Here is a 23,246-nt window from a genome sequence, read left to right on the forward strand (position 1 = left end):
AAAACCGACCCTGCCAGTTAAAGACTGTTACCTATGTGCGTGAACTGATTTGTAACCCATGTGGGTGAGTCATACCCTATGGGTATTTTCCATGTAGGGCAGACCTGCAAAAAGCACCAGGACAGTTCAAGAACCGGCATCCATGCACCGCATCGGTGCCAGGCCCCTGCCCTGTTTCGGTGAGTTGGCAGCTGCCTGCGTGGTTTTTTCTTGGGTTTGTCGTGGATTGGGTTAAGGTTTAACGGTGTCCGTCTCATGGGCGCATTATTTCGGCGCAGCCTAAGGCAGACACGCACCGCTTTTTAGCAAGCGCTGTACCAACACATCCCGCTGAACCTTCCGCGTCATCGATCACTCGAAATAGCCACACACATCCACAGGGAGAGGCCCACTCATGGCCAGCAAATCGGCAAAGACTGCACAAGACATACTGATGGCTGACTTCCAGGCCCTGGTCCGCGACACCGAAAAACTGCTGGCCGACACGGCCAACCTGGCCGGCGACCAGGCCGATGAACTGCGCGAGCAGATCCACGATCGCCTGGTCCAGGCTCGCGAAACCCTGCAACTGACCCAGGACTCGGTGCGCGCCCGTGGCCAGGCGGCCCTGGGCAGCGCCGAGCAGTACGTGCAGGAGAACCCGTGGCAGGCTATCGGCATCGCCGCCGGCGTCGGCCTGCTGATCGGTCTGCTGGCCAAGCGCTGAGGAACCTTCATGGACAACGAAGCCATCGGCACGGGCGCCTCCGGCAGGCGCCTGGGCGCGGCCGTGCTGGGCTTGCTGCACAGCCATATCGAGCTGTTCGGAATCGAGTTGCAGGAGCAGAAGGCCCGTACCTTGAGTCTGCTGTTGTTCGCCGGCCTGGCGCTGGTGTTCGCCCTGCTGCTGCTTACCGCCCTGTCGGGCCTGGTGCTGGTGCTGCTGTGGGACAGCTATCGCCTGGCAGGCATCATCGGCCTGTGCGCCTTCTACGGGATCGCCGCGCTGTACTGCGGCCTGCGCTTGAAAGCTGCGGTGTTCGACGAGTCCTCGCCCTTCAACGCCACCCTCGAGGAGTTGGCCAAGGATCGGGAGCGCCTGCTGCCATGAGCCTGCCAGAACTCCCCAACACTCGTAACCCGCGGGAACTGCGCAAGGCGCTGTTGCGCCTGCGCATGGAAATGCATCGCCAGCAAATCCGTCAAGAATCCGGGCAGTTGCTTGAACCAGTGCGACGCCTACGTGGCATGGGTGGCTCGTTCGGTGACGGCCTGGGAGTCAAGCATGGCTCGCTGTGGGGCATTGGCGCCGTGGTTGCCCTGGGCTTTCTGACCGGCAAGGGCGTGCGCAGCGGCAACCTGACGCGTCTGGTACGCCTGGGTGCCAGCCTGGCACCCTTGATTCGCCTGATGCTCAGCCGCCGCCGCTGAAGCCCGAGCGCGCCCAGCCCTTGCGCGGGCGCGCCGGACACAGGAAGCTATCCCGACTCTACGATGGGAGACCACGCCTTGGACTGGCAAACCCTGCTGACCCGCGAACGACTGGGCAAGGCCCTCTACAGCCCCGAGGAGCTCGGACGCAGTCCTTTCCACAAGGATCACGACCGCATCATCTTCTCCGGCGCCTTTCGCCGCCTGGGGCGCAAGACCCAGGTGCACCCGGTGTCCAGCAATGACCACATCCACACCCGCCTCACCCATTCCCTGGAAGTCAGTTGCGTCGGCCGCTCGCTCGGCATGCGTGTCGGCGAAACCCTGCGGGGCCAACTGCCAGACTGGTGCGAGCCCAGCGACCTGGGGATGATCGTGCAGTCGGCGTGCCTGGCCCACGACATCGGCAACCCGCCATTCGGTCATTCGGGGGAGGATGCCATTCGTCACTGGTTCCAGCAGGCCGCGGGGCGGGGCTGGCTGGACGACATGAGCGACGAGCAGCGCGGCGACTTTCTCAATTTCGAAGGCAACGCCCAGGGGTTTCGCGTCCTCACACAGCTCGAATACCACCAATTCGACGGCGGCATGCGCCTGACCTATGCGACCCTGGGCGCCTACCTCAAGTACCCTTGGACTGCGCGCCACGCCGACGCACTGGGCTACAAGAAACACAAGTTCGGCTGCTACCAGAGCGAACTGGGGCTGCTCGAGCAGATCGCCGGCAAGCTCGGTCTGCCTCAGCTCGAACACCAACGCTGGGCGCGCCATCCCTTGGTGTACCTGATGGAGGCCGCGGACGACATCTGCTATGCCTTGATCGACCTCGAGGACGGGCTGGAAATGGAGCTGCTGCAGTACGCCGAGGTCGAAGCGCTGCTGCTGGACCTGGTGGGTGACGACCTGCCGGAAACCTATCGCCTGCTGGGCCCGGGCGAGTCACGTCGGCGCAAACTGGCGATCCTGCGCGGCAAGGCCATCGAGCACCTGACCAATGCCGCCGCCCAGGCTTTCGTCGAACAACAGAAAGCTCTGCTTGCCGGGCGGCTGGCCGGTGACCTGGTAGAACACATGCACGGCCCCGCGCAACGCTGCGTGCTCCAGGCCAAGGACATGGCGCGCAAGAAGATCTTCCAGGACAAGCGCAAGACGCTGCACGAGATCGGCGCCTACACGACCTTGGAGATCCTGCTCAACACGTTCTGTGGCGCGGCTCTGGAGCAGCACGGTGGGCGCACGCCGTCGTTCAAGAGCCGGCGGGTGCTGGACCTGATCGGCAACAATGCCCCCGACCCTCAAGGTTCGCTGCATGACGCGTTCCTGCGCATGATCGACTTCATCGCCGGCATGACCGATAGCTACGCCAGTGAAATGGCCCAGGAAATGACCGGGCGCTCCAGCCCGAAGTAACCTAGACGAGGCGGCAGACGAATGTTTGCCGCCCCACGTTTAATTTGTATGAAATTTCCTAAACCATTTTTTTATAAATAAACTTACCCACCCCCACCCCGGGCGAAAGTTATCAACTCCTGATAAAAGCCCGCCAATATCTACAACTGTCGTAGCAAAGTTTCACGGGCGCTGTAAGTTAATTCCTATATCCCGCATTTGGCACTTACCTCCCTGCCCGCCGCCATGCAACTGAGCTAATGTGCCGGCTGCCTTCACCTGCAGCTGGAATGTTGAATATGCACTCAGTCTTTATTGTTGATGACCATCCCGTTATACGCTTGGCGATACGGATGTTGCTGGAGAACCAGGGATACCGGGTGGTCGGTGAATCGGACAATGGCGTTGACGCCATGCAGCTTATCCGTGAGACCCCACCAGACCTGGTCATACTGGACATCAGCATCCCCAAGCTCGATGGCCTGGAAATGCTGTCGCGCCTGCAGGCCATGGCCATTCCGTTGAAGGTTCTGGTGCTGACGGCGCAATCCCCGGCACTGTTCGCGGTGCGCTGCATGCATTCCGGCGCGGCCGGGTATGTGTGCAAACAGGAAGATCTCAGCGAGTTGCTCAGCGCCATCAAGGCCGTGCTGTCCGGCTACAACTACTTTCCCAGCCAGGCACTCAATCCACCGCCGACAGGCAGCAACCAGGAACTGGAACTGTTCCGCCAGGTCAACGACCGGGAGTTGATGGTCCTGCAACTTTTTGCCCAGGGCCGCAGCAACAAGGAAATTGCCAAGGGCATGTTCCTCAGCAACAAGACCGTCAGCACCTACAAAAAACGCCTCATGCACAAATTGCGCGCCAGCACATTGGTAGAGTTGATCGATGTCGCCAAGCGCAACGCACTGGTTTGAAATGATGACGTGGAGGTACATCGCTATCTTGTTGCTCTGCCTGGGCACACCGCTGCAGGGTGGCGGCGTGACCGTCGACCTGGGCCGCACCTACACCTTGCTCAGCCGCTCAGCGCCGACGTCGGTCCGGCCGCCCTTGACAGCGGCCCAGCGCGACTGGCTCGCACAGCGCAAGGAGCTGGTGCTGGGCACCTCGGCGCCTGATTATCCACCCTTTGATATCGCCACGGGTGGACGCGAATACCAAGGGCTGACCGCCGACTACGCCGGCTTGATCGGCAGCGCCCTTGGCCTGCCTGTACGCGTGCAGCGTTTCCCCAGCCGCCCGGCGGCCGTGGCGGCGCTAAAGAGCGGCCATATCGATCTGCTGGGCAGCGCCAACGGTTACGAAGCCGTTACCCAGGGCTTGGCGCTGTCGCGCCCCTATGCCATTGACCAACCCGTGCTGGTGACCCGCGAGGACGAGAGCCGTGCGCTAGACACCGGCCTGGCGGGCATGCGTCTGAGCATGCTGTATCACTACCTGCCGCCAGGAGAAATCCACGCCAATTACCCCAAGGCCGAGCTCCTGACCTTCGAGTCATCCACCCAGGCCCTGAACGCCGTGGCCTTCGAACAGGCCGACGTGTTCATTGGCGACACCATCTCGACTCACTACCTGATCAGCCAGGGCCACCTGCCGCATGTGCGCATGGCCAACTTCGGCAAGCACGAAGCCGTAGGCTTCAGCTTTGCCATGCGCGAGGGCGAGCCTGTCCTCAAGGCCCTGGTGGATGCCGCGCTTGACGCGCAGTCCAGCATTACCCGCAACGATATCTTCAAACGCTGGAGCGCCAGCAGCGGCAGTTTGCTGACCGACCGCAAGCTGCAGTTGTCGACACGCGAAGAGCAGTGGCTGAGCCAACACCCGATCATGCGCGTGGTGGTCAACGACACCGCGGCGCCATTGACGTTCTTCGACAGCAATGATCGCCTGCGCGGGATAGTCGCCGACCTGCTCGAGCTCATTCGCCTGCGCACCGGGCTTCGCTTCGAGATCCGCCGCGCCAGTGGCGACGGCGACATGATCGACCAGCTCGAATCCGGGCGTGCCGATATCATTGCCAGCTTGTCCACCGAGGCACGCCGGGGCAACCCTTTGCAGGTCAGCCGCCCCTATCTGGAGAGCGCCTATGTGCTGGTGACCCCTAGCGGCGCCGACCAACCCAACAGCCTCAAGCAGCTCAAAGGCAAGCGGGTCGCCGTTCCCCGCGACAGCACCGTGGCCGCCCTGCTTGCCGCTCGCCACCCGCGGATCCACCAGGTTGCCACCGAAAGCACCTATTATTCCATGGTGCTGCTGGGCAGCGGCGCGGTGGACGCGGCAATCGCCACCCTGATCGACGCCAACCACATGCTCGCCACCAGCAACAACCTGGTCATCCGCAGCACGGTCGGCACAGAACCCGCTGCCTTTTCCATGGCCACCGCCCCCGACGCCAGCGAGCTGGGCTCGATCCTCGACAAGGCGTTGCTGAGCATCTCGCCGGAGGAACTGGGGGTGATCAACAGCCGCTGGCGCGACCACGGCCTGCGTGACGACGCCTACTGGCGCAGCTACCTCCGGGTGATCCTGCAGGTGGGCGGGGTGATCGCCGTACTCCTGGTCCTGGCGCTGATATGGAATGCCCGGCTGCGCCGTCAAATCAAGCAGCGTCAACGGGCCGAACGGGCGTTGAACGACCAGCTGGAATTCATGGGCGCCCTGCTCAACGGCACCCCCCACCCCATGTATGTGCGTGATCGCGAGGGCCGCCTGCAAAGCTGTAACGACAGTTATCTGCAAGCGGTCGGCGCCAGCCGCGAACAGGTGCTGGGCAAACGCCTGGAAGACGCCCCCTATGGCGATTGTGACTATACCCAGCAGGTGCAGGACGACTACCAGCGGGTAATGGCACAGGGAACCCCGTTGATTCTCGATCGCCCGTTGCACCTGAAAGACCGCGACCTGACGATCTATCACTGGATCCTGCCCTACCGCGACTCGCTGGGCGAAATGCAAGGAATCATCGGCGGTTGGATCGACATCAGCGAGCGCCGTAACCTGGTCCAGGACCTGCGCCTGGCCAAGCAGCAGGCCGATGACGCCAACCGGGCCAAGAGCACGTTCCTGGCCACCATCAGCCATGAGATCCGTACGCCGATGAATGCCCTCATCGGCATGCTGGAGCTGGCCCTCAAGCGCGCCGAGCAGGGTAAGCTGGATCGCCCCGCGCTAGAAGTCGCGCACCATTCGGCCAACGATCTGCTGGGTTTGATCGGCGACATCCTGGATATTGCCCGGATCGAGTCCGGGCAGATGTCCCTGGCACCCGAACCCGTCGACCTCGCGGCACTGGTCGAATCGGTCGGGCGGGTGTTCGACGGCCTGGCCAGACACAAGGGGCTGGTGCTGGATGTGGTGATTGCCCGCGAGGCCCGTTGCCATGCGCTGCTCGACCCGCTGCGCTTCAAGCAGGTCCTGTCGAACCTGGTCAGCAATGCGATCAAGTTCACCGAGCAGGGGCAGGTACGCATCACCGTCAAGCTGCGCACCGACGGCGAACCGACGTTGCCGGTGCTTGACCTGGAGGTCCGCGACAGCGGTATCGGAATTCATGAGAAGGACCTGCAGCGCCTGTTTTCCCCCTTCGTGCAGGCCAACCCCTACAGCGACGGCGCCAGGGCCGGCACGGGGCTGGGGCTGGTGATCAGCCGTGACTTGTGCGCGATGATGGGGGGCGAACTGACCCTGCAAAGCCTGCAAGGTGTCGGCACCCGCGTGCGCCTGGTGATGCCATTGCAGTGTGTCGAGCCGGTCGCGGACCTGCCGCGCCCCATGGCGCAAATCCTGCCACCGGACGAGCAACTGAACATTCTGGTAATCGACGACCACCCGGCAAACCTGCTGCTGATGGCCCAGCAGTTGAACTACCTGGGCCTGAAGCAGGAAAGCGCCGAAGAGGGCGGCGAAGGGCTGCGCAAATGGCGTGAAGGCTGTTTCGATGTGCTGATCGTGGACTGCAACATGCCACAGATGAATGGCTACGAACTGGCCCGGACCGTACGCACGGAGGAGCGCCTGCATGACCGACCGCGCTGCACCATTCTCGGTTATACCGCCAACGCCCAGCCCGAGGTACGCCAGCAGTGCCTCGACGCCGGCATGGATGATTGCCTGCTCAAACCCATCGGCCTGCAGGTGCTGGGGCAACGCCTGAGGGCCATCACGCCGCTTGCCCGGCAGTGCGTCCACCGCCATGGACCGGCCACAGGCTTTAACCTCAAAGGCCTTTCGACCATCGTCGGCGACAACCTCGCCGACCGCGACCGCATCCTGGAAACCCTGCTGCTGAGCCTGCGTCAGGACCTGAAGATCCTGATGGCCATAGATCCTCAGCACAACGGCGACGAGCTGGCCCTGCAGGCACACAAGATCCTCAGCGCGGGACGGATGCTCAATGCGCGGGCGCTGATCGAGGCTTGCCAAGCGCTGGAGGTAACGGACGTACCCCTGGCCGAACTGCGAAGGCGTCGTCAGGTGTTGGCGCGGCACATGCGCCGCGTGGAGAACGCCCTGGCCAGGCAGCTACAGCACCTGGCCAAGGTGGGATGAGTGCGGTACAGGACGTACCGCCGACATCAATCAGGAAGCCGGGTTGATCGGCTTTTCCGGATACCAGGCATCCAGCAGCGGGCTGACTTCAATATTGGTCAGCTCGCTACGGCCCTTGAGCCAGGCTTCGACAGCGGCGCGCTGCTCTTCGGTGACAGAGCCACGCTTGACGGAGCAGACCAGGCCGAAGTCATCACCGCCAACATAGTCCAGGCCGTTGGCATCCATGGCATCAGCCAGGAAAGCATCGAGGAAGGCATCGATGGCTTCATCGGACAGGTCTTCCTTGAAGCCCAGGTTCAGTTCGAAACCCAGCTCCTGGAATTCATCCACGCACAGTTTCTTGCGCAGGCGACGGGAACGGTTGGTAGCCATGAAACAATCCTCTCAATTAATTACGCGCGGCACTTTACCAGTTTCCGGCGCACAACGGCGCTTTTCCGTCGAACGAGGCCCATACAGAGCACGCTTGGGGCATAATGCGCACTATATTCGTCCTGGGGCCATCATTTCATACAGCCCCATTGTCTTTTCCCCTCGCCTGCAGGGTTTGTCCATTTATGATCAAGACGCTCCGCCCACTGTTGTTCGCCGGCCTGTTGCTGCCCTTGTCGCTGTCAGTCCAGGCCGCCACCGTAAACACTAACCTGTCACCGAAGGTGCAACAGGCGCTCAAAACCAACAAGCTGCAGGACTCGGCCCTGTCGCTGGTCATGCTGCCGCTGGACGGACCAGGCGCGGCAACCGTTTTCAACGCCGACGTTTCGGTCAACCCGGCCTCGACCATGAAGCTGGTCACCACCTATGCCGCGCTTGAGCTGCTGGGCCCCACCTTTCAATGGAAAACCGAGTTCTACACCGACGGCACACTGAGCAACGGCGTGCTCAATGGCAACCTGTATCTCAAGGGCGGTGGCGACCCCAAGCTGAACATGGAAAAGCTCTGGTTGCTGATGCGCGACCTGCGCGCCAACGGTGTGCGTACCGTGACCGGCGACCTGATCCTGGATCGCAGCCACTTCGTGCAACCCAACCTGCCGCAGTTCAACGATGACGGCGGCGACGACAACAAACCGTTCCTGGTCAAGCCGGACTCGCTGCTGGTCAACCTGAAGGCTCTGCGTTTCGTGGCCCGTAACGACGGTGGCAAGGTCAACGTGTCGGTCGAACCACCGATCGCCAGCATCCGTATCGACAACCAGGTCAAGGCCGTGGCGGGCAAGCAGTGCAATGGTGAAGTGCGCTACAACCCGGTGGTGCAGCCCGATGGTGTCAGCGTCACGGTCAGTGGCCAGCTCGCCGATGGCTGCAACTCGCAGACCTACCTGGCGCTACTGGATCACCCAACCTATGCCGCCGGCGCCGTCCGCGCCATCTGGAACGAACTGGGCGGCAGCATCCAGGGTCGCGACCGCATCGAGAACGTGCCCAAAAGCGCACGCTTGCTGGCCCGTGCCTTCTCGCCAGACCTGGTGGAAGTGATCCGCGACATCAACAAGTACAGCAACAACACCATGGCCCAGCAGTTGTTCCTGAGCCTTGGCGCACAGTTCCGCACCGACGCTGACGGCGACGACGCCCGCGCCGCTCAACGTGTGGTGCGTCAGTGGATGGCCAAGAAAGGCATCACCGCGCCGCACCTGGTGATGGAGAACGGCTCGGGCCTGTCCCGTGCCGAGCGGGTCAGCACCCGCGAGATGGCCGCGCTGCTGCAGGCGGCCTGGAAGAGCCCGTACGCGGCCGAGTTCATCAGTTCGATGCCGCTGGTGGGCATGGACGGCACCATGCGCAAGCGGCTCAAGCGCACCGCCATGACGGGCGAAGGGCATATCAAGACCGGGACCCTGAATACCGTGCGGGCGATTGCCGGGTTCAGCCGGGACAGCAACGGGCACACCTGGGCGGTGGCGGCCATTCTCAATGATCCCAAGCCTTGGGGGGCTTCGCAGGTGCTGGATCAGGTGTTGCTGGATCTTTATCGGCAGCCGAAGGTGGGGAATGGGACTGTTGGGGTGATGCCCTGACCGGGCTTGGGTCCTCAAAGTGTGGGTTTTGATTGATGTAAGCACATGCATTGGCGAGGGTGACGCATAGTCACCTTTTCGCCTTTACGGCGACCTTCTTTTGCGCGGGCAAAAGAAGGCAAAAACCGCTGGCTCCATTCATCCGGCCCCTACGCTTCGCTTCGGGGTCCCCTCACTCCGGGCTCGCTCCGGGAGGACACGCCGACGGGCCATCCATGGCCTGATCGGCGCTTGACGGGCATCCATGCCCGTCACCTCCCTGCGCAAACCCTGCGTTCGGCCTCCTGAAGTCGCAATTGGCGGCGCCTGGACTATTGCGCGCTTAGAAGCAGAGCAAGAGCAAGAGCAAGAGCAAGAGCAAGACGAAAAAGCACGAATGCTTGTTTGGCAGTTGATCATTGACTGGCTGTCGCATCGGTGCGCCGATGCGACTTGCCGTGATCTCGTAGGCGGGGCTCAACGTGCGGGGGCGAGCTTGCCCTTGTCGTCGGAGAAGACGATCTCTACCCGACGATTCTGCGCCCTGCCCCGCTCCGAGGCATTGGCTTCCACCGGGTACTGGTCACCATAGCCCTCGACCTGGATGCGCGTTTCATCCACGCCCAGGTCAACCAGCATGTCAGCCACCGACTGGGCACGATCACGGGACAGCTTCAGGTTCTCTTCCGCAGCGCCAGTGCTGTCGGTATAACCCTCGATCCGCACCACTCTACGCGGATTGAGCTGGAGGAACTGCACAAGCTTGAGCACGGTGCGGCTGGCCGAGTTCTTGAGGTCGGCCTGGCCGGTGTCGAACAGCACGTCACCCAGGGTCATCACCAGGCCGCGGTCGGTCTGCTCGGACGCCAGCGCTACAATCTGCGCCTCGACGAACTTGCCTTGCTGCTGCACGCTCGCCAGCTTGGCCTCGCGCAGGGCCAACTGCAGGCGCTGGCGCTCCAGATCGAGCTTGGCCATGCGCTCCTGGTTCGATGCCAGCTTGGCATGCTCGCTGGCGATCTCACTGTAGCGCTGGCTGAGGTAGGCGTAATGGCGAACATCGCTGCCGGTGCCGACATAACCGGCCAGGCGCTCCGCGCGCCCCAGCGACTCGCCGGCCCGGATCACATCACGGGGCGCGCTGCGCAGCACGTCGGAATTGTCCTTGACCTTCTGGAACGCGGCGCTCGCGTCGTCCAGCGCCGACTCGCTGCGCTGGCTGGCGCAGCCCTGCAACCCCACCAGGGCCAGCAAGGCCAACGCGGCCATGGGCTTGAAGCGGCTCATGGCTGCACCTCCAGTTGCTTGCGCAGACGCTTGATACGCGATTGCAACACCTGCAACTGCTCCTCGCTTTTCTGGTTCAGCACCCGCGCCTCCGCCAGGCGGGCATCGAGCTCGGCCTGCTCGGCGCGCATGCGTGCGTCGCGATAGCTTTCACCGAGCATGTTGCTCTTGGCGCGGGCCAGTTTGTCTTCGGCCAACTTGAACTCCGGCACCTGCTCGGTGGCACCGACCGCCTTGGCCTGCTCGAGCGCCTGCTCAGACAAGCGCAGCTGTTCATTGGGTGCCGGATCATTGGCACAGCCGGCCAGGCCAAGCACGGCCAGGGCGAGCATCAAGGGTTGGATTCTCACACACGCTTCCTACTGTTTGGGGGCACCCTGCGACGCCTGCATCTGCGCCTTCCAACGCTCGACATTGCGCTGCAGCACAGCCTCGCTCGCCCCGGAGATCGGCAATTCTGTCAGTTTTTTCGCCAGTTGTCCGCGCAACCAGCTGTCGTTGCAGGCCGAGTTGTGCGACACCGTCAGGTACAACCCCGGCCGGTCCACCGGCAAGCCCCGGGCGATGAGGTCGTTACCCACGCCCAGGCTCTGGGCCATGGCCATGCCCGAGTAACGCCCGGCCAGCACATAATCGACCTGGCCAAGCACCAGTTTCTGGAAAGCCTGCGTCAAGTTCTGCGCCGGTTCCAGCTTTAGCTGGGCCTTGGCGAACGCCTCGAAGGCCGGGGTCAGGCGGGCCTTCTCCGACAGGGCGCCCTGGTAGCGGGCGAGGTCGGCCGGGCCGTCAAATACCAGGGGCGCGTCATGACGGGTCCAGACCAGGTATTCATTGAGCTGCAAGGCCGGATGGATATAGTCCAGGCTGGTCAGCTGGGTTACCTGCATCGGCGTGTCAAGCAACAGGTCCATGCGCCCGCTGCGCACTTCCTCCAGCGCCTGTTCGCGCTTGCCGGCGTGTAGCACCTCGACCTTCACCCCAAGCTCGGCGGCGACTTGGCGAAGCAGGTCGACGTTGGCGCCGATCAGGTGCTTGGGGTCCTGCGGATCCTGCCAGGAATACGGTGGCGCATCCGGGCTGCCGGTGGCCACCAGGCGCTCGCATTTACCCACCGCCAAGGCCTGAGTCGACAGCAGCGCCAGCACACAGGCCAGTCCTCCCTTGCTCCAGCGAAACGCCATGCACCCTCTCCCGCCCCTGAAAAAAATCATGAAAAAACCCGGACCGCCAGGGGCGGTCCGGGTTCTTTATAAGTGAAGCAGTCGGATCAGACCAGCTTTTCCAGCTCTGGAACCGCTTCGAACAGGTCGGCGACCAGGCCGTAGTCGGCCACCTGGAAGATCGGTGCCTCTTCGTCCTTGTTGATCGCGACGATCACCTTGGAGTCCTTCATGCCAGCCAGGTGCTGGATCGCGCCGGAGATACCGACGGCGATGTACAGCTGTGGCGCAACGATCTTGCCGGTCTGGCCGACCTGCATGTCGTTCGGCACGAAGCCGGCGTCGACCGCGGCGCGCGAGGCGCCCACAGCGGCACCGAGCTTGTCGGCCAGGGCGTACAGGTGCTTGAAGTTGTCACCATTGCCCATGCCACGGCCGCCGGAGACGACGATCTTGGCAGCGGTCAGCTCTGGGCGGTCGGACTTGGCCAGCTCTTCGCCGACGAAGGCCGACTTGCCAGCGTCGTGGGCAGCGGCGACGGCTTCGACGGCAGCCGAACCACCTTCGGCGGCCACGGCGTCAAAGCCGGTGGTACGCACGGTGATGACCTTCACGGCAGCGCTCGACTGCACGGTGGCAATGGCGTTGCCCGCGTAGATCGGGCGCTTGAAGGTATCGGCCGATTCCACCGAGATGATCTCGGAGATCTGGTCGACGTCCAGCAGCGCGGCGACGCGTGGCAGGATGTTCTTGCCGTTGGTGGTGGCCGGGGCCAACACATGGCTGTAGCCCTTGGCCAGCTCGACGACCAGCGGCGCGACGTTTTCCGGCAGGGCATGGGCGTAGGCCGCGTTATCCGCGACCAGCACCTTGGCGACGCCTGCGATCTTGGCGGCGGACTCGGCGACGCCACCGACGTTCTGGCCTGCGACCAGTACGTGGATATCACCACCGATCTTGGCGGCGGCAGCGACAGTGTTCAGGGTGGCCGGAGCTACGGCACCGTTTTCGTGTTCAGCGACAACCAGGATAGTCATTTAGATTACCTTCGCTTCGTTCTTCAGCTTCTCGACCAGTTCGGCCACCGACTTGACCTTGATACCCGCGCTGCGGGCAGCAGGTGCTTCGACCTTGAGGGTCTTGTTGGTGGAGGCGAGGGAAACGCCCAGCGCGTCTGGAGTAACGGTCTCCAGCGGCTTCTTCTTGGCCTTCATGATGTTCGGCAGCGACGCGTAGCGCGGCTCGTTCAGACGCAGGTCGGTGGTGACGATGGCGGGCAGGTTCAACGCAACGGTCTGCAGGCCGCCGTCGATTTCACGGGTGACATTGACCTTGTCGCCTGCAACCTCGACCTTGGAGGCGAAGGTGCCCTGGGCGAAGCCGGTCAGCGCCGCCAGCATCTGGCCGGTCTGATTGTTGTCGCTGTCGATCGCCTGCTTGCCGAGGATGACCAGCTGTGGCTGCTCTTTGTCGACAACGGCTTTCAAGGCCTTGGCCACAGCCAGGGAGTTAAGTTCGTCGGCAGCTTCGACCAGGATGGCGCGGTCAGCACCCAGGGCCAGGGCGGTACGCAGTTGCTCCTGGGCTGTGGCCGGGCCAACGGAAACGACGACGATCTCGCTCGCAACGCCCTTTTCTTTCAGGCGTACGGCTTCTTCCACGGCGATTTCGCAGAAGGGGTTCATGGACATCTTGACGTTTGCAAGGTCGACGCCGGAGTTGTCCGCCTTGACGCGAACCTTGACGTTGTAGTCGACCACTCGTTTGACAGCTACAAGAACCTTCATGGATTCCTCGTTACTCTCCGGTGAAAAGAATGTCGCCTGGGGGCTGCCCGGCGAATGCGCGTGGGTACAAGGGCACCTCTAAAAACGTGTCGACACCGGCAACGTTCAAGTGACCGATCAGTCCTGTTACGACCATTGCAGGGTAAAACCCGCGGGTCATTTCCTGTGGTGCCGTGTAGACTCCACTACAAAGACTGATTCGGCCCGTAAACCCTGCTCTACGCCCGGTCTTTAGGGGTGCACCTGCGCCCGACGGTCAGCCTACGGCGAACGCGAAAGCGCTCGTATCTTGACCGTAACACCCAATCCGGTCAATACGGCAAATTGGCCAGGCTCCAGCCGCCTACCTGTGATTTTACGGGCCTCCGACAAATTCAAACAAACGTTTGTATTGGACCCGCCAAGTGGTGTAGATATAATGCGCGGCCAAGACAAAACGGTGTAGTCCATCACCTGCGAAGCTACAGCACCTGAACGCCGCACGTGACCGTGAACACCCATAAAAGACAAGCAACGCGATGAGCCTTGAGTAGGAGAGAACCTGTGGAACGCGAATACATGGAATTCGACGTGGTCATCGTCGGCGCTGGCCCGGCGGGCCTGTCCGCCGCCTGCCGCCTGAAGCAGAAGGCCGCCGAAGCCGGTAGCGAGATCAGCGTCTGCGTGGTCGAGAAAGGCTCCGAAGTCGGCGCCCATATCCTCTCCGGCGCGGTGTTCGAACCACGTGCCCTGAACGAACTGTTCCCCGACTGGAAAGAACTGGGCGCGCCGCTGAACACCGAAGTCAAACGCGACGACATCTATGTACTCAAGGATGCCGGCAGCTCGACAAAAGTGCCTGACCTGTTCGTGCCCAAGACCATGCACAACCAGGGCAACTACATCATCTCGCTGGGCAACCTGTGCCGCTGGCTGGCCCAGCAGGCCGAGAACCTCGGCGTTGAGATCTACCCGGGCTTCGCCGCCCAGGAAGCGCTGTTCGACGAAAACGGCGTGGTCCGCGGCATCATTACCGGTGACCTCGGTGTCGACCGCGAAGGCAACCCGAAGGACGGCCTGTACACCCCGGGCATGGAGCTGCGCGCCAAGTACACCCTGTTCGCCGAAGGCTGCCGTGGCCACATCGGCAAACAACTGATCAAGCGCTTCGACCTGGACAGCGAGTCCGACGTCCAGCACTACGGCATCGGCCTCAAGGAAATCTGGGAGATCGACCCAGCCAAGCACGAACAGGGCCTGGTGGTGCACACCGCCGGCTGGCCGCTAGACGTGATGGCCAAGGACAATACCGGTGGTTCTTTCCTCTATCACCTGGAGAACAACCAGGTGGTGGTCGGCCTGATCGTCGACCTTTCCTACGCCAACCCGTACCTGTCGCCGTTCGACGAATTCCAGCGCCTCAAGCACCACCCGGTGATCAGCCAGTACCTCGAAGGCGGCAAGCGCATCAGCTACGGCGCCCGCGCCATCTGCAAGGGCGGCTTCAACTCGCTGCCAAAGATGGTGTTCAACGGCGGCGCGCTGATCGGCTGCGACCTCGGCACCCTGAACTTCGCCAAGATCAAGGGCAGCCACACCGCGATGAAGTCCGGCATGCTCGCCGCCGAAGCGGTGGCCGACGCACTGATCGCCGGCAGCGAGGGCGGTGACCAGCTCAACAGCTACGTCAGCGCGTTCAAGGCCAGTTGGCTGCATGAAGAGCTGTTCGCCAGCCGCAACTTCGGCCCGGCCATGCACAAGTTCGGCCCGATCCTCGGCGCTGCGTTCAACTACGTCGACCAGAACTGGTTCGGCGGCAAGCTGCCGTTCACCCTGCACGACACCAAGCCGGATTACGCCTGCCTCAAGCTCGCGGCGGATTCGCAAAAGATCGACTATCCGAAACCCGACGGCAAGCTCAGCTTCGACAAGCTCAGCTCGGTATTCCTCTCCAGCACCAACCACGAAGAGGAACAACCCTGCCACCTGAAGCTGGCCGACCCGAGCATCCCGATCGCCAGCAACCTGCCGCTGTACGACGAACCGGCGCAGCGCTACTGCCCGGCGGGCGTTTATGAAGTGATCACCCAGGAAGACGGCAACAAGCGCTTCCAGATCAACGCGCAGAACTGCGTGCACTGCAAGACCTGCGACATCAAGGACCCGGCCCAGAACATCACCTGGGTCACCCCTGAAGGCGCCGGCGGGCCGACCTACCCGAACATGTAGGCCCTGTCCCGCATCAAAAAGCCCCCGCGCCGTTTGGCCCGGGGGCTTTTTCGTATCAGGCGGTACCGACTCCCTTAAAAAGCCCCTTGGCGTCGGTCGAATAGTTTGACCAGCGCGGCGTTTAGTCTTGCGCTCTACAGCTCAGCACTCACTGGCTCAATTGTCACCACACATGAGCGGCACTGGCTCGGCATCGAACGTCAGTAGCTCGCGACGCCCAAAATAGAGCGCCGTCAGCAACCCGACCATGCCCATGAACAGGCAGAAACCGACACACACCCACGGGCTCCACGGCATCAGCGCGATCAGCGCCAGCGGTGTGGTGCTGGCCCACAGGGCATAGGCGATGTTGTAGGTGAAGGAGATACCCGACACGCGGATATCGGCCGGGAACAGCCCGACCATCACCGACGGCACCACCCCGACCACGCCACAACACAGACCGGCCAGGGCATAGGCCAGCCAAGTCATGCCCCACTCCCCCACCAGGCTGGCGTACAGCGCCCCGATGCCCAGCGGCAGCAGCAGGCTATAGATCATCAATGCCCGCCAAGCCCCCATACGGTCCACCAGCAGCCCAGCCAGCACACAGCCAATATTGAGGAAGACGATGCCCACGCTGCTCAGCGCGAACGTATGCCCGGCGCTCATGCCAAAGCGCTGTTGCATGACGGTCGGGGTGATCACCACCAGCACCACCACCGCCGAGGTCAACACGCAGGTCAGCAGCGCCGCCGGAATCAATGCCCGACGGTGACGGCTCAGCACGCTGCGCAGCGGAAATGCCAGCGGCTGCTCACGCTGGTCGCGCAACGCCAGGAACACGGGCGTCTCACTCAACCAGCGGCGCAGCCAGACACCAATCACGCCGAACACCCCACCCAACAGGAAGGGATAGCGCCATGCATAGTCGAGAATTTCCTGGGGTGTGAACACTTGCGCCAGCAAGGTCGCAGTCAGGGCCCCGAGCAGGTAGCCGAAGGTCAGCCCCGCCTGGAGAAAGCCCAGCGCATAGCCACGACGCCCCGCTGGCGCATGCTCGGCAACGAAGGTCCAGGCACTGGGCACCTCGCCGCCCACCGCCGCCCCTTGCAGGATACGCAGCGCCAGCAGGATCAACGGCGCGGCGTAGCCGATGTCGGCGTAGGTCGGCATCACGCCGATCAGCAGGCACGGCAGTGCCATCATCAGGATGCTCAAGCTGAACACCCGCTTGCGGCCCAGGTGATCGGCGAAATGGGCCATCAGGATGCCACCCAGCGGCCTGGCCAGGTAACCGGTGACGAATATCCCGAAGCTCTGCAGCAGACGCAGCCATTCCGGCATCTCGGGCGGGAAAAACAGCTGGCTGAGGACCAGGGCAAAGAACACGAAAATGATGAAATCGTAGATTTCCAAAGCGCCACCCAACGCGGCCAGCCCCAGGGTCCGGTGGTCGCTACGGCTGAACCGTGGCGGGCGTGTGGTATCGAGCGCAGTCATGGCAGCTTCCGCAACGTGGCAAAAGGCCAAGAGAATAGCAAAAGCCTTGGGCCTGTGGCCGCCCGCGCTTCAGGAGTTGCGGCAGAACACCGTCTGCGCGAGGTTGGTGCGCCGCCGCGAGGCGTTCGAAACCCCTGCCAAACCCGGCGGCAGGGGCAACTGCCCAACCAGTACCGGCAAATCGATGATCGCCATGAAGGACTCCAGCGCCTCGCTGTCAGGCGCGTGTGGCAGGCTGATGCTGACCGCATGCCGGTCACTCGGCGGCACCGCCGGTACCTTCAGGTGAGGCGAGTGATACAGCAGCGCGTGCTGGATCTGCGAACTGACCCGGCAGAAGCGCGCCAGGTCGACCCCTGCATGGCTGGCCAACTCGATGTTGCCCACCAGAAGGTTGAAAGGCTCCAGGGCGCTGTGCACCAGGCGCTGCAGGTCGTCGAACGTCTCCACCGGAGCGATCCGGTAGTAACCCAGGCCGTTGAGCATCCTCTCCAGTTGCAGGCGCTGGCCGGGATGCTCGTCGGCAATGAGGATGCGCATGGATTTGTTAGGCATCGTCCGGACCTGGGCAGTTGGATGGTGACGGTGGCTCCATGACCATACTGCGCCGGCAACGGCAACGTCAGGCGGAGCGCCTGGACGGGGGTCTTTATTGATAGTTGTCGTGAACCCGGGAGAAATCAAGTCACCCGCTCACGGAATTTTCACATCCGCCTGCAGGCGCTCAGGACTCCCACTGGCGCATGCGCACGCGACAGTGCTTCATCGCGTTGACGATGTGCTTTTCCACCACGCTACGGGAAATATCCAGGCGCTCGGCGATCTGCTGGTGCGACAGGCCCTCAAGCTTGCGCAGCAGGAAACTGTCACGACAAGGCGCGCTCAGCTCGCCCAAGGCCTGCTGCATCAGCGCCAGGCGCTGGTCGAGCTGCATGCTGTGCGTCGGTGCCGGGCTGTGCCAGCGCTCGTCGCTGTCGAGTACCTCGAGTGGCTCGGCCTGACGTACCAGGTGCCGCCGATGATGATCGACCACCAGGTTCATTGCCGTGCGGTAAAGAAACGCACGCGGATGTTCGATCCGTTCGCCTTCCGTGCGCTCCAGCACTCGGATGTAGGCATCATGGGCGACATCTTCGGCCGCCTGACGATTGCCAAGCCGGGCGGACAGAAAACTCACCAACTCGCGATAGTAGTGTTCCACGACGGCACCTGTCGTCTCCGCTCAAGCGCTGACAGGCAGCGGCAGCAGGGCTGGATGATATCAGCGTGCGATCTTACAAATTATAATTATTCGCAGCAACACGCAGCCCCCAGCCCCGAGTTAAATCGTCATCAGTCACATTCGTTTAACTGGGATCCCCGAGCGCGTGCCGTGTTGCAGCACTCGGCCATTACCTCCGGCTGGAAGCCCGCATGACACGCACACCCAATACCCGCCGCCGAGCACTGATCGGCGCCCTGGGCCTGGCCAGCCTTTGCAGCCTGGTGGCCTGGCAGGTCCTGCCGCTGGGCGGCGCACCGGTCAGCACCGTGCCGGTGCTGCGCGCCGACATCGAAAGCAGCGTCACCGCGCTGGGCACCCTGCAACCACGACGCTACGTCGACGTCGGCGCCCAGGCCTCGGGGCAGATTCGCAAGCTGCATGTGGAGGCCGGTGACGAGGTGCGCCAAGGCCAGTTACTGGTGGAGATCGACCCGTCCACGCAACAGGCCAAGCTCGATGCCGCACGGTACTCGATCGACAACCTCAAGGCCCAGCTGGCCGAACAGCGTGCGCAGTACCAGCTAGCCCAGCAGCAATACCAGCGCCAGCAAGGCTTGGCCGCCGCCGGCGCCACCCGCCAGGAAGACCTGCAGACGGCGCAGGCGCAACTGAAGGTGACCCAGGCCCGCATCGACATGTACCTGGCGCAGATCCGCCAGGCCCAGGCCAGCCTGCGCAGTGACGAGGCAGAACTGGGCTACACGCGCATCTACGCCCCCATGAGCGGCACGGTGGTGGCGGTGGATGCCCGCGAAGGCCAGACCCTCAATGCCCAGCAGCAGACCCCGCTGATCCTGCGGATCGCCAAGCTCTCGCCGATGACCGTCTGGGCCCAGGTGTCCGAAGCTGACATCGGCAAGGTCAAACCGGGCATGACCGCCTATTTCAACACCCTGGCCGGCGGCAAGCGCCGCTGGACCAGCACCGTGCGCCAGATCCTGCCGGTACCGCCCAAGCCGCTGGACCAGACCAGCCAGGGCGGTGGCAGCCCGGCCAGCGCCACCGCCGGCACCACCGGCAGCAAGGTGGTGCAATACACCGTGCTGCTGGACGTGGACAACCCCGACGGTGCCCTGATGGCGGAGATGACCACCCAGGTGTTCTTCGTCGCCGGGCAAGCCAGCCAGGTGCTCAGCGTGCCCCTGGCCGCACTGGATGACACTCCCGGCGACGGCGTGCGCCTGGCCCAGGTGCTGAACAGCAAGGGTCAGGTCGAGGCGCGCCAGGTGCGCACCGGTTTGAGCGACCGCCTGCGGGTGCAGGTGCTCGAAGGCCTGAACGAAGGCGAGCGCCTGGTCATCGGCCTGCCTGCCGCCAGTGGGGGTTGAGATGGCCACGCCCCTGATCGAGCTGTGCGACATCCGCAAGGTCTACGGCGGTGTCGATTCGCCCAGGGTCGAGGTGTTGCGCGGCATCAGCCTGAGCATCCACCCCGGCGAGTTCGTCGCCATCGTCGGCGCCTCGGGCTCCGGCAAGTCGACCTTGATGAACATACTCGGCTGCCTCGACCGCCCCACCTCGGGCAACTACCGTTTCGCCGGCCGGGACGTCGCCGAACTGGACAGCGACGAGCTGGCCTGGCTGCGTCGCGAAGCGTTCGGCTTCGTGTTCCAGGGCTATCACCTGATCCCTTCGGGCTCGGCCCAAGAGAACGTCGAGATGCCGGCCATCTATGCCGGCACCCCGCCCGCCGAGCGCCATGCCCGCGCCCGTGCCCTGCTCGAGCGCCTGGGTCTGGCCAGCCGCACCGGCAATCGCCCGCACCAGTTGTCTGGCGGGCAGCAGCAACGGGTGTCGATCGCCCGGGCGCTGATGAACGGCGGGCACATCATCCTCGCCGACGAACCCACTGGGGCCCTCGACAGCCAAAGCGGCGCCGAGGTGATGACCCTGCTAGACGAGCTGGCCAGCCAGGGCCATGTGATCATCCTCATTACCCACGACCGTGAAGTTGCGGCCCGTGCCCAGCGGATCATCGAAGTGCGCGACGGCGAAGTGGTCAGCGACTCCCCCAGCCAGCCGTCGGCCGACATCCCTCGGCAGCTGCAGGCCGACGACCTGCGCCAGCGCCTGGACCGCGGCGCCACCCAGCGCGGCGCCTGGAAAGGCGAACTGGTCGAGTCCCTGCAGGCCGCCTGGCGAGTAATGTGGATCAACCGCTTCCGCACCGCGCTGACCCTGCTCGGCATCATCATCGGGGTCGCCTCGGTGGTAGTCATGCTCGCGGTCGGCGAAGGCAGCAAGCGCCAGGTCATGGCACAGATGGCCGCATTCGGCTCGAACATCCTCTATCTCAACGGCAAGCACTCCTCCGAGGAACTGATGGGCATCGTCACCCTCGACGATGTCGATGCCATCGGCGAACTGCCCCAGGTCAAACGGGTCATGCCGGTGATCGGCGACAAGCTCATGGTGCGCCACGGCAACAAGGGCGAGCAGTTCTACGTTGGCGGCAACAACACCTGGTTCCCCGAGATTTTCAACTGGCCCGTGGTCGAGGGCAGCTTCTACAGCGAGGCCGACGAAGCCAACGGCGCCGCCGTGGCCGTGATCGGGCAGAAGGTGCGTGACAAGATGTTCGGCCCGGGCAGCAATCCGCTCGGGCAGTACCTGCTGATCGGCAACGTGCCGTTCCAGGTGATCGGCGTGCTCCAGGGCAAAGGCGCCAGCTCCGGCAGCGAGGACAGCGACGAACGCGTGGTGGTGCCCTACTCCGCCGCCTCCATCCGCCTGTTCGGCAGCCGCGACCCGGAATACGTCACCATCGCCGCCCTGGACTCCAGCCGGGTGAAGGAGACCGAGCAGGCGATCGAGCGCCTGATGCTGCAGCGCCACCAGGGCAAGAATGACTTCGTCCTGACCAACGACGCCGCACTGATCCAGGCCGAGGCCCGCACGCAGAACAGCCTGTCGCTGATGCTCGGCGCGATTGCCGCGATCTCCCTGCTGGTGGGTGGCATCGGCGTGATGAACATCATGCTCATGACCGTGCGCGAACGCACCCGCGAGATCGGCATCCGCATGGCCACCGGCGCGCGCCAGCGCGACATCCTGCGCCAGTTCCTCACCGAGGCGGTGATGCTGTCGATGGTCGGCGGCGTGACCGGCATCGTCCTGGCCCTGGCCATCGGTGCCAGCCTGTTGCTGGCCGACATCGCCGTGGCCTTCGCCCTGCCCGCCATCCTCGGCGCCTTTGCCTGCGCCGTGATCACCGGCGTGGTGTTCGGTTTCATGCCGGCCCGCAAGGCCGCCCGCCTCGACCCGGTCAAGGCCCTTACCAGCGAATAACCCATGACGATCCCCTGCCGTATCAGCTTGCTGGCCCTGAGCCTTGGCCTGGCCGCCTGCAGCACCCCACCGCCGCCTGCGGCGAACATCGACGCCCCAGCGGCCTGGCAAGGGCCGACCAGCCCCAACCAGGCGCTGCCGGACAACCAGTGGTGGCGCGCCTTTGCCAGCCTGGAACTGGACCGGTTGGTCGAGCGCGCGCGCTCGAACAGCCACGACCTGGCGGCGGCCGCGGCGCGGGTGCGCAAGGCCCAGGCCATCGCAGTGATCGCCGGCGCGCCATTACTGCCAGAAGTACAGCTCGGCCTGGATGGCAGCCGACAGCGCCTGTTGCGCGGTGAAGGCAACAGGCAGCTCGACGCCAGCAGCAGCGAGCGCACCAGCACCTCGTTCGGCACCCGCCTGAGCGCCAGCTACGAGATCGATTTCTGGGGCGGCCTGCGCGCCACCCGCGACAGCGCGCTGCGCGGCCTGGATGCCAGCCGTTTCGATCGCCAGACCGTCGAGCTGACCCTGGTCAGCGCCGTGGCCGACAGCTACCTGCAAAGCCTGGCACTCGACGAGCAACTGCGCATCGCCCAGCTCAACCTGGACAATGCCCGCGACGTGCTGGGCCTGGTCGAAGCCCGCGAACGTTCAGGCTCGGCCACCCGCCTGGAACTGGCCCAGCAGCGCAGCCTGGTGGCGGCCCAGGAACGCCAGCTGCCGCTGCTCGAACAGCGTCGCCAGGACAACCGCATCGTCCTCGCCACCCTGCTGGGCGACCCGGTTCAGGCCCTGCCCGACAATCGCGAAATGATCAGCAACTTACAATGGCCCAGCATCGGCAGCGGCGTGCCCAGCGAACTGCTCGGCCGGCGGCCGGACATCGCCGCCGCCGAGGCGCGCCTGGCGGCGGCCAGCGCCAACATCCAGGTAGCACGGGCGGCCATGCTGCCTCGCCTGATACTCGGCGCGAACCTGGGCAGCGGTGCACGCACCCTGCCCAATGTCCTCGACAGCCCCTACTACACCCTGACGGCCGGCCTCGCCGCGCCGATCTTCAACAACGGCCGACTCAGTGCCGCGCGGGACCAGGCCAGCGCCGAACAGGAGGAATTGCTGGAGCTGTACCGCGGCAGCATCCTGGCAGGTTTCGCGGATGTGGAGAAAGCCTTGAACGCCGTCGCCGGTGTCGAACGCCAGCGCCGCTGGCAGGACCAGGAGGTGGAGCAGGCACGCGTCGCCTTCGAACTGGCCCAGCAACGTTACGCCGCCGGCGCCGAGACCCTGCTGACGGTGCTCGAAACCCAGCGCACGCTGTACCTGGCCCAGGACCAGCAGGCACAGCTGCGCCTTGAGCAGCTGCAGGGCAGCGTGGCGCTGTACAAGGCATTGGGTGGGGGCTGGCAGACGCCGGTCAAGCTGTAGGTTA

At 63.8% G+C, this 23,246-nt stretch carries 19 protein-coding genes and 1 pseudogene; 11 read left to right on the forward strand and 9 right to left on the reverse strand.

From position 1 onward, the window contains the following. Positions 1-394 precede the first annotated feature (394 nt). The 6 genes from OH705_RS20915 to OH705_RS20940 all read left to right on the forward strand — a co-directional run bounded on the left by OH705_RS20915 (position 395) and on the right by OH705_RS20940 (position 7,353). Complete coding sequence (locus OH705_RS20915) at positions 395-706, forward strand: DUF883 family protein (RefSeq protein WP_023631678.1); 312 nt, start codon at positions 395-397, stop codon at positions 704-706. Positions 707-715: 9 nt separating this feature from the next. Further along, the gene (locus OH705_RS20920) at positions 716-1,090 is read left to right on the forward strand and encodes a phage holin family protein (RefSeq protein ID WP_023631677.1); all 375 of its coding nucleotides are present in this window, start codon (positions 716-718) and stop codon (positions 1,088-1,090) included. Further along, on the forward strand, positions 1,087-1,410 hold the full coding sequence (locus OH705_RS20925) for a hypothetical protein (protein ID WP_038705731.1): 324 nt from the start codon (positions 1,087-1,089) through the stop codon (positions 1,408-1,410). Before OH705_RS20920 ends, OH705_RS20925 begins: the two co-directional genes overlap by 4 nt. Before the next feature lie 78 nt (positions 1,411-1,488). Beyond that, positions 1,489-2,820, forward strand: a complete 1,332-nt coding sequence (locus OH705_RS20930) for a deoxyguanosinetriphosphate triphosphohydrolase (protein ID WP_031315750.1) — start codon at positions 1,489-1,491, stop codon at positions 2,818-2,820. Positions 2,821-3,098: 278 nt separating this feature from the next. Then, a complete protein-coding gene (locus tag OH705_RS20935; RefSeq protein WP_031315749.1) occupies positions 3,099-3,719 on the forward strand; it encodes a response regulator transcription factor in 621 nt (206 codons plus the stop codon). A gap of 1 nt (position 3,720) precedes the next feature. Further along, positions 3,721-7,353 carry a transporter substrate-binding domain-containing protein gene (locus OH705_RS20940; protein WP_110604224.1) on the forward strand — a complete coding sequence of 1,211 codons (3,633 nt, stop codon included), beginning with the start codon at positions 3,721-3,723 and terminating at the stop codon, positions 7,351-7,353. Positions 7,354-7,383: 30 nt separating this feature from the next. Here the strand turns inward: OH705_RS20940 and OH705_RS20945 are convergent, their stop codons facing one another. After that, a complete protein-coding gene (locus tag OH705_RS20945) occupies positions 7,384-7,728 on the reverse strand; it encodes a YggL family protein (RefSeq protein WP_023631687.1) in 345 nt (114 codons plus the stop codon). A gap of 185 nt (positions 7,729-7,913) precedes the next feature. On the opposite strand from OH705_RS20945, the gene dacB reads away from it, so the two are divergent. After that, positions 7,914-9,377, forward strand: coding sequence for a D-alanyl-D-alanine carboxypeptidase/D-alanyl-D-alanine-endopeptidase (gene dacB, locus OH705_RS20950; protein WP_267302880.1), 1,464 nt, complete (start codon positions 7,914-7,916; stop codon positions 9,375-9,377). A 456-nt stretch (positions 9,378-9,833) separates the two neighbouring features. Here the strand turns inward: dacB and OH705_RS20955 are convergent, their stop codons facing one another. The 5 genes from OH705_RS20955 to OH705_RS20975 all read right to left on the reverse strand — a co-directional run bounded on the left by OH705_RS20955 (position 9,834) and on the right by OH705_RS20975 (position 13,590). Continuing rightward, positions 9,834-10,643 (reverse strand): OmpA family protein, encoded by an 810-nt coding sequence (locus tag OH705_RS20955; RefSeq protein WP_267302881.1) that lies wholly within the window; start codon positions 10,641-10,643, stop codon positions 9,834-9,836. Further along, on the reverse strand, positions 10,640-10,993 hold the full coding sequence (locus OH705_RS20960; RefSeq protein WP_102683122.1) for a DUF4398 domain-containing protein: 354 nt from the start codon (positions 10,991-10,993) through the stop codon (positions 10,640-10,642). The genes OH705_RS20955 and OH705_RS20960 overlap by 4 nt, the downstream gene beginning before the upstream one ends. 9 nt (positions 10,994-11,002) lie before the next feature. Then, on the reverse strand, positions 11,003-11,824 hold the full coding sequence (locus OH705_RS20965) for a substrate-binding periplasmic protein (RefSeq protein WP_023631442.1): 822 nt from the start codon (positions 11,822-11,824) through the stop codon (positions 11,003-11,005). Positions 11,825-11,910: 86 nt separating this feature from the next. Then, positions 11,911-12,840, reverse strand: coding sequence for an electron transfer flavoprotein subunit alpha/FixB family protein (locus tag OH705_RS20970; RefSeq protein ID WP_038705728.1), 930 nt, complete (start codon positions 12,838-12,840; stop codon positions 11,911-11,913). Further along, positions 12,841-13,590, reverse strand: coding sequence for an electron transfer flavoprotein subunit beta/FixA family protein (locus OH705_RS20975; RefSeq protein ID WP_023631443.1), 750 nt, complete (start codon positions 13,588-13,590; stop codon positions 12,841-12,843). Positions 13,591-14,133: 543 nt separating this feature from the next. Between OH705_RS20975 and OH705_RS20980 the strand changes: the two genes are divergently transcribed. Further along, positions 14,134-15,798: an electron transfer flavoprotein-ubiquinone oxidoreductase gene (locus tag OH705_RS20980; RefSeq protein WP_110604221.1), complete on the forward strand. Its 1,665-nt coding sequence runs from the start codon at positions 14,134-14,136 to the stop codon at positions 15,796-15,798. Positions 15,799-15,954: 156 nt separating this feature from the next. On the opposite strand, the gene OH705_RS20985 is transcribed toward OH705_RS20980, so the two are convergent. The 3 genes and pseudogenes from OH705_RS20985 to OH705_RS20995 all read right to left on the reverse strand — a co-directional run. Next, entirely contained in the window at positions 15,955-17,280 is a 1,326-nt protein-coding gene (locus OH705_RS20985) for an MFS transporter (protein ID WP_110604220.1), read from the reverse strand. Positions 17,281-17,349: 69 nt separating this feature from the next. Next, positions 17,350-17,835 (reverse strand): response regulator, encoded by a 486-nt coding sequence (locus OH705_RS20990; RefSeq protein ID WP_023631447.1) that lies wholly within the window; start codon positions 17,833-17,835, stop codon positions 17,350-17,352. Between the two features lie 169 nt (positions 17,836-18,004). After that, positions 18,005-18,490, reverse strand: a pseudogene (locus OH705_RS20995) (sigma-70 family RNA polymerase sigma factor); the annotation flags it as partial. Positions 18,491-18,693: 203 nt separating this feature from the next. Here OH705_RS20995 and OH705_RS21000 point away from each other — a divergent pair. The 3 genes from OH705_RS21000 to OH705_RS21010 are packed head-to-tail and all read left to right on the forward strand — an operon-like array spanning position 18,694 to position 23,242. Continuing rightward, the gene (locus OH705_RS21000; protein WP_038705727.1) at positions 18,694-19,872 is read left to right on the forward strand and encodes an efflux RND transporter periplasmic adaptor subunit; all 1,179 of its coding nucleotides are present in this window, start codon (positions 18,694-18,696) and stop codon (positions 19,870-19,872) included. A gap of 1 nt (position 19,873) precedes the next feature. Continuing rightward, positions 19,874-21,832 (forward strand): MacB family efflux pump subunit, encoded by a 1,959-nt coding sequence (locus OH705_RS21005; RefSeq protein WP_267302882.1) that lies wholly within the window; start codon positions 19,874-19,876, stop codon positions 21,830-21,832. A gap of 3 nt (positions 21,833-21,835) precedes the next feature. Further along, positions 21,836-23,242 (forward strand): efflux transporter outer membrane subunit, encoded by a 1,407-nt coding sequence (locus tag OH705_RS21010; protein ID WP_094010578.1) that lies wholly within the window; start codon positions 21,836-21,838, stop codon positions 23,240-23,242. Positions 23,243-23,246: the final 4 nt, after the last annotated feature.

Source organism: Pseudomonas sp. BJa3, from assembly GCF_026343815.1.
GTDB classification, from domain to species: Bacteria; Pseudomonadota; Gammaproteobacteria; order Pseudomonadales; family Pseudomonadaceae; genus Aquipseudomonas; species Aquipseudomonas soli.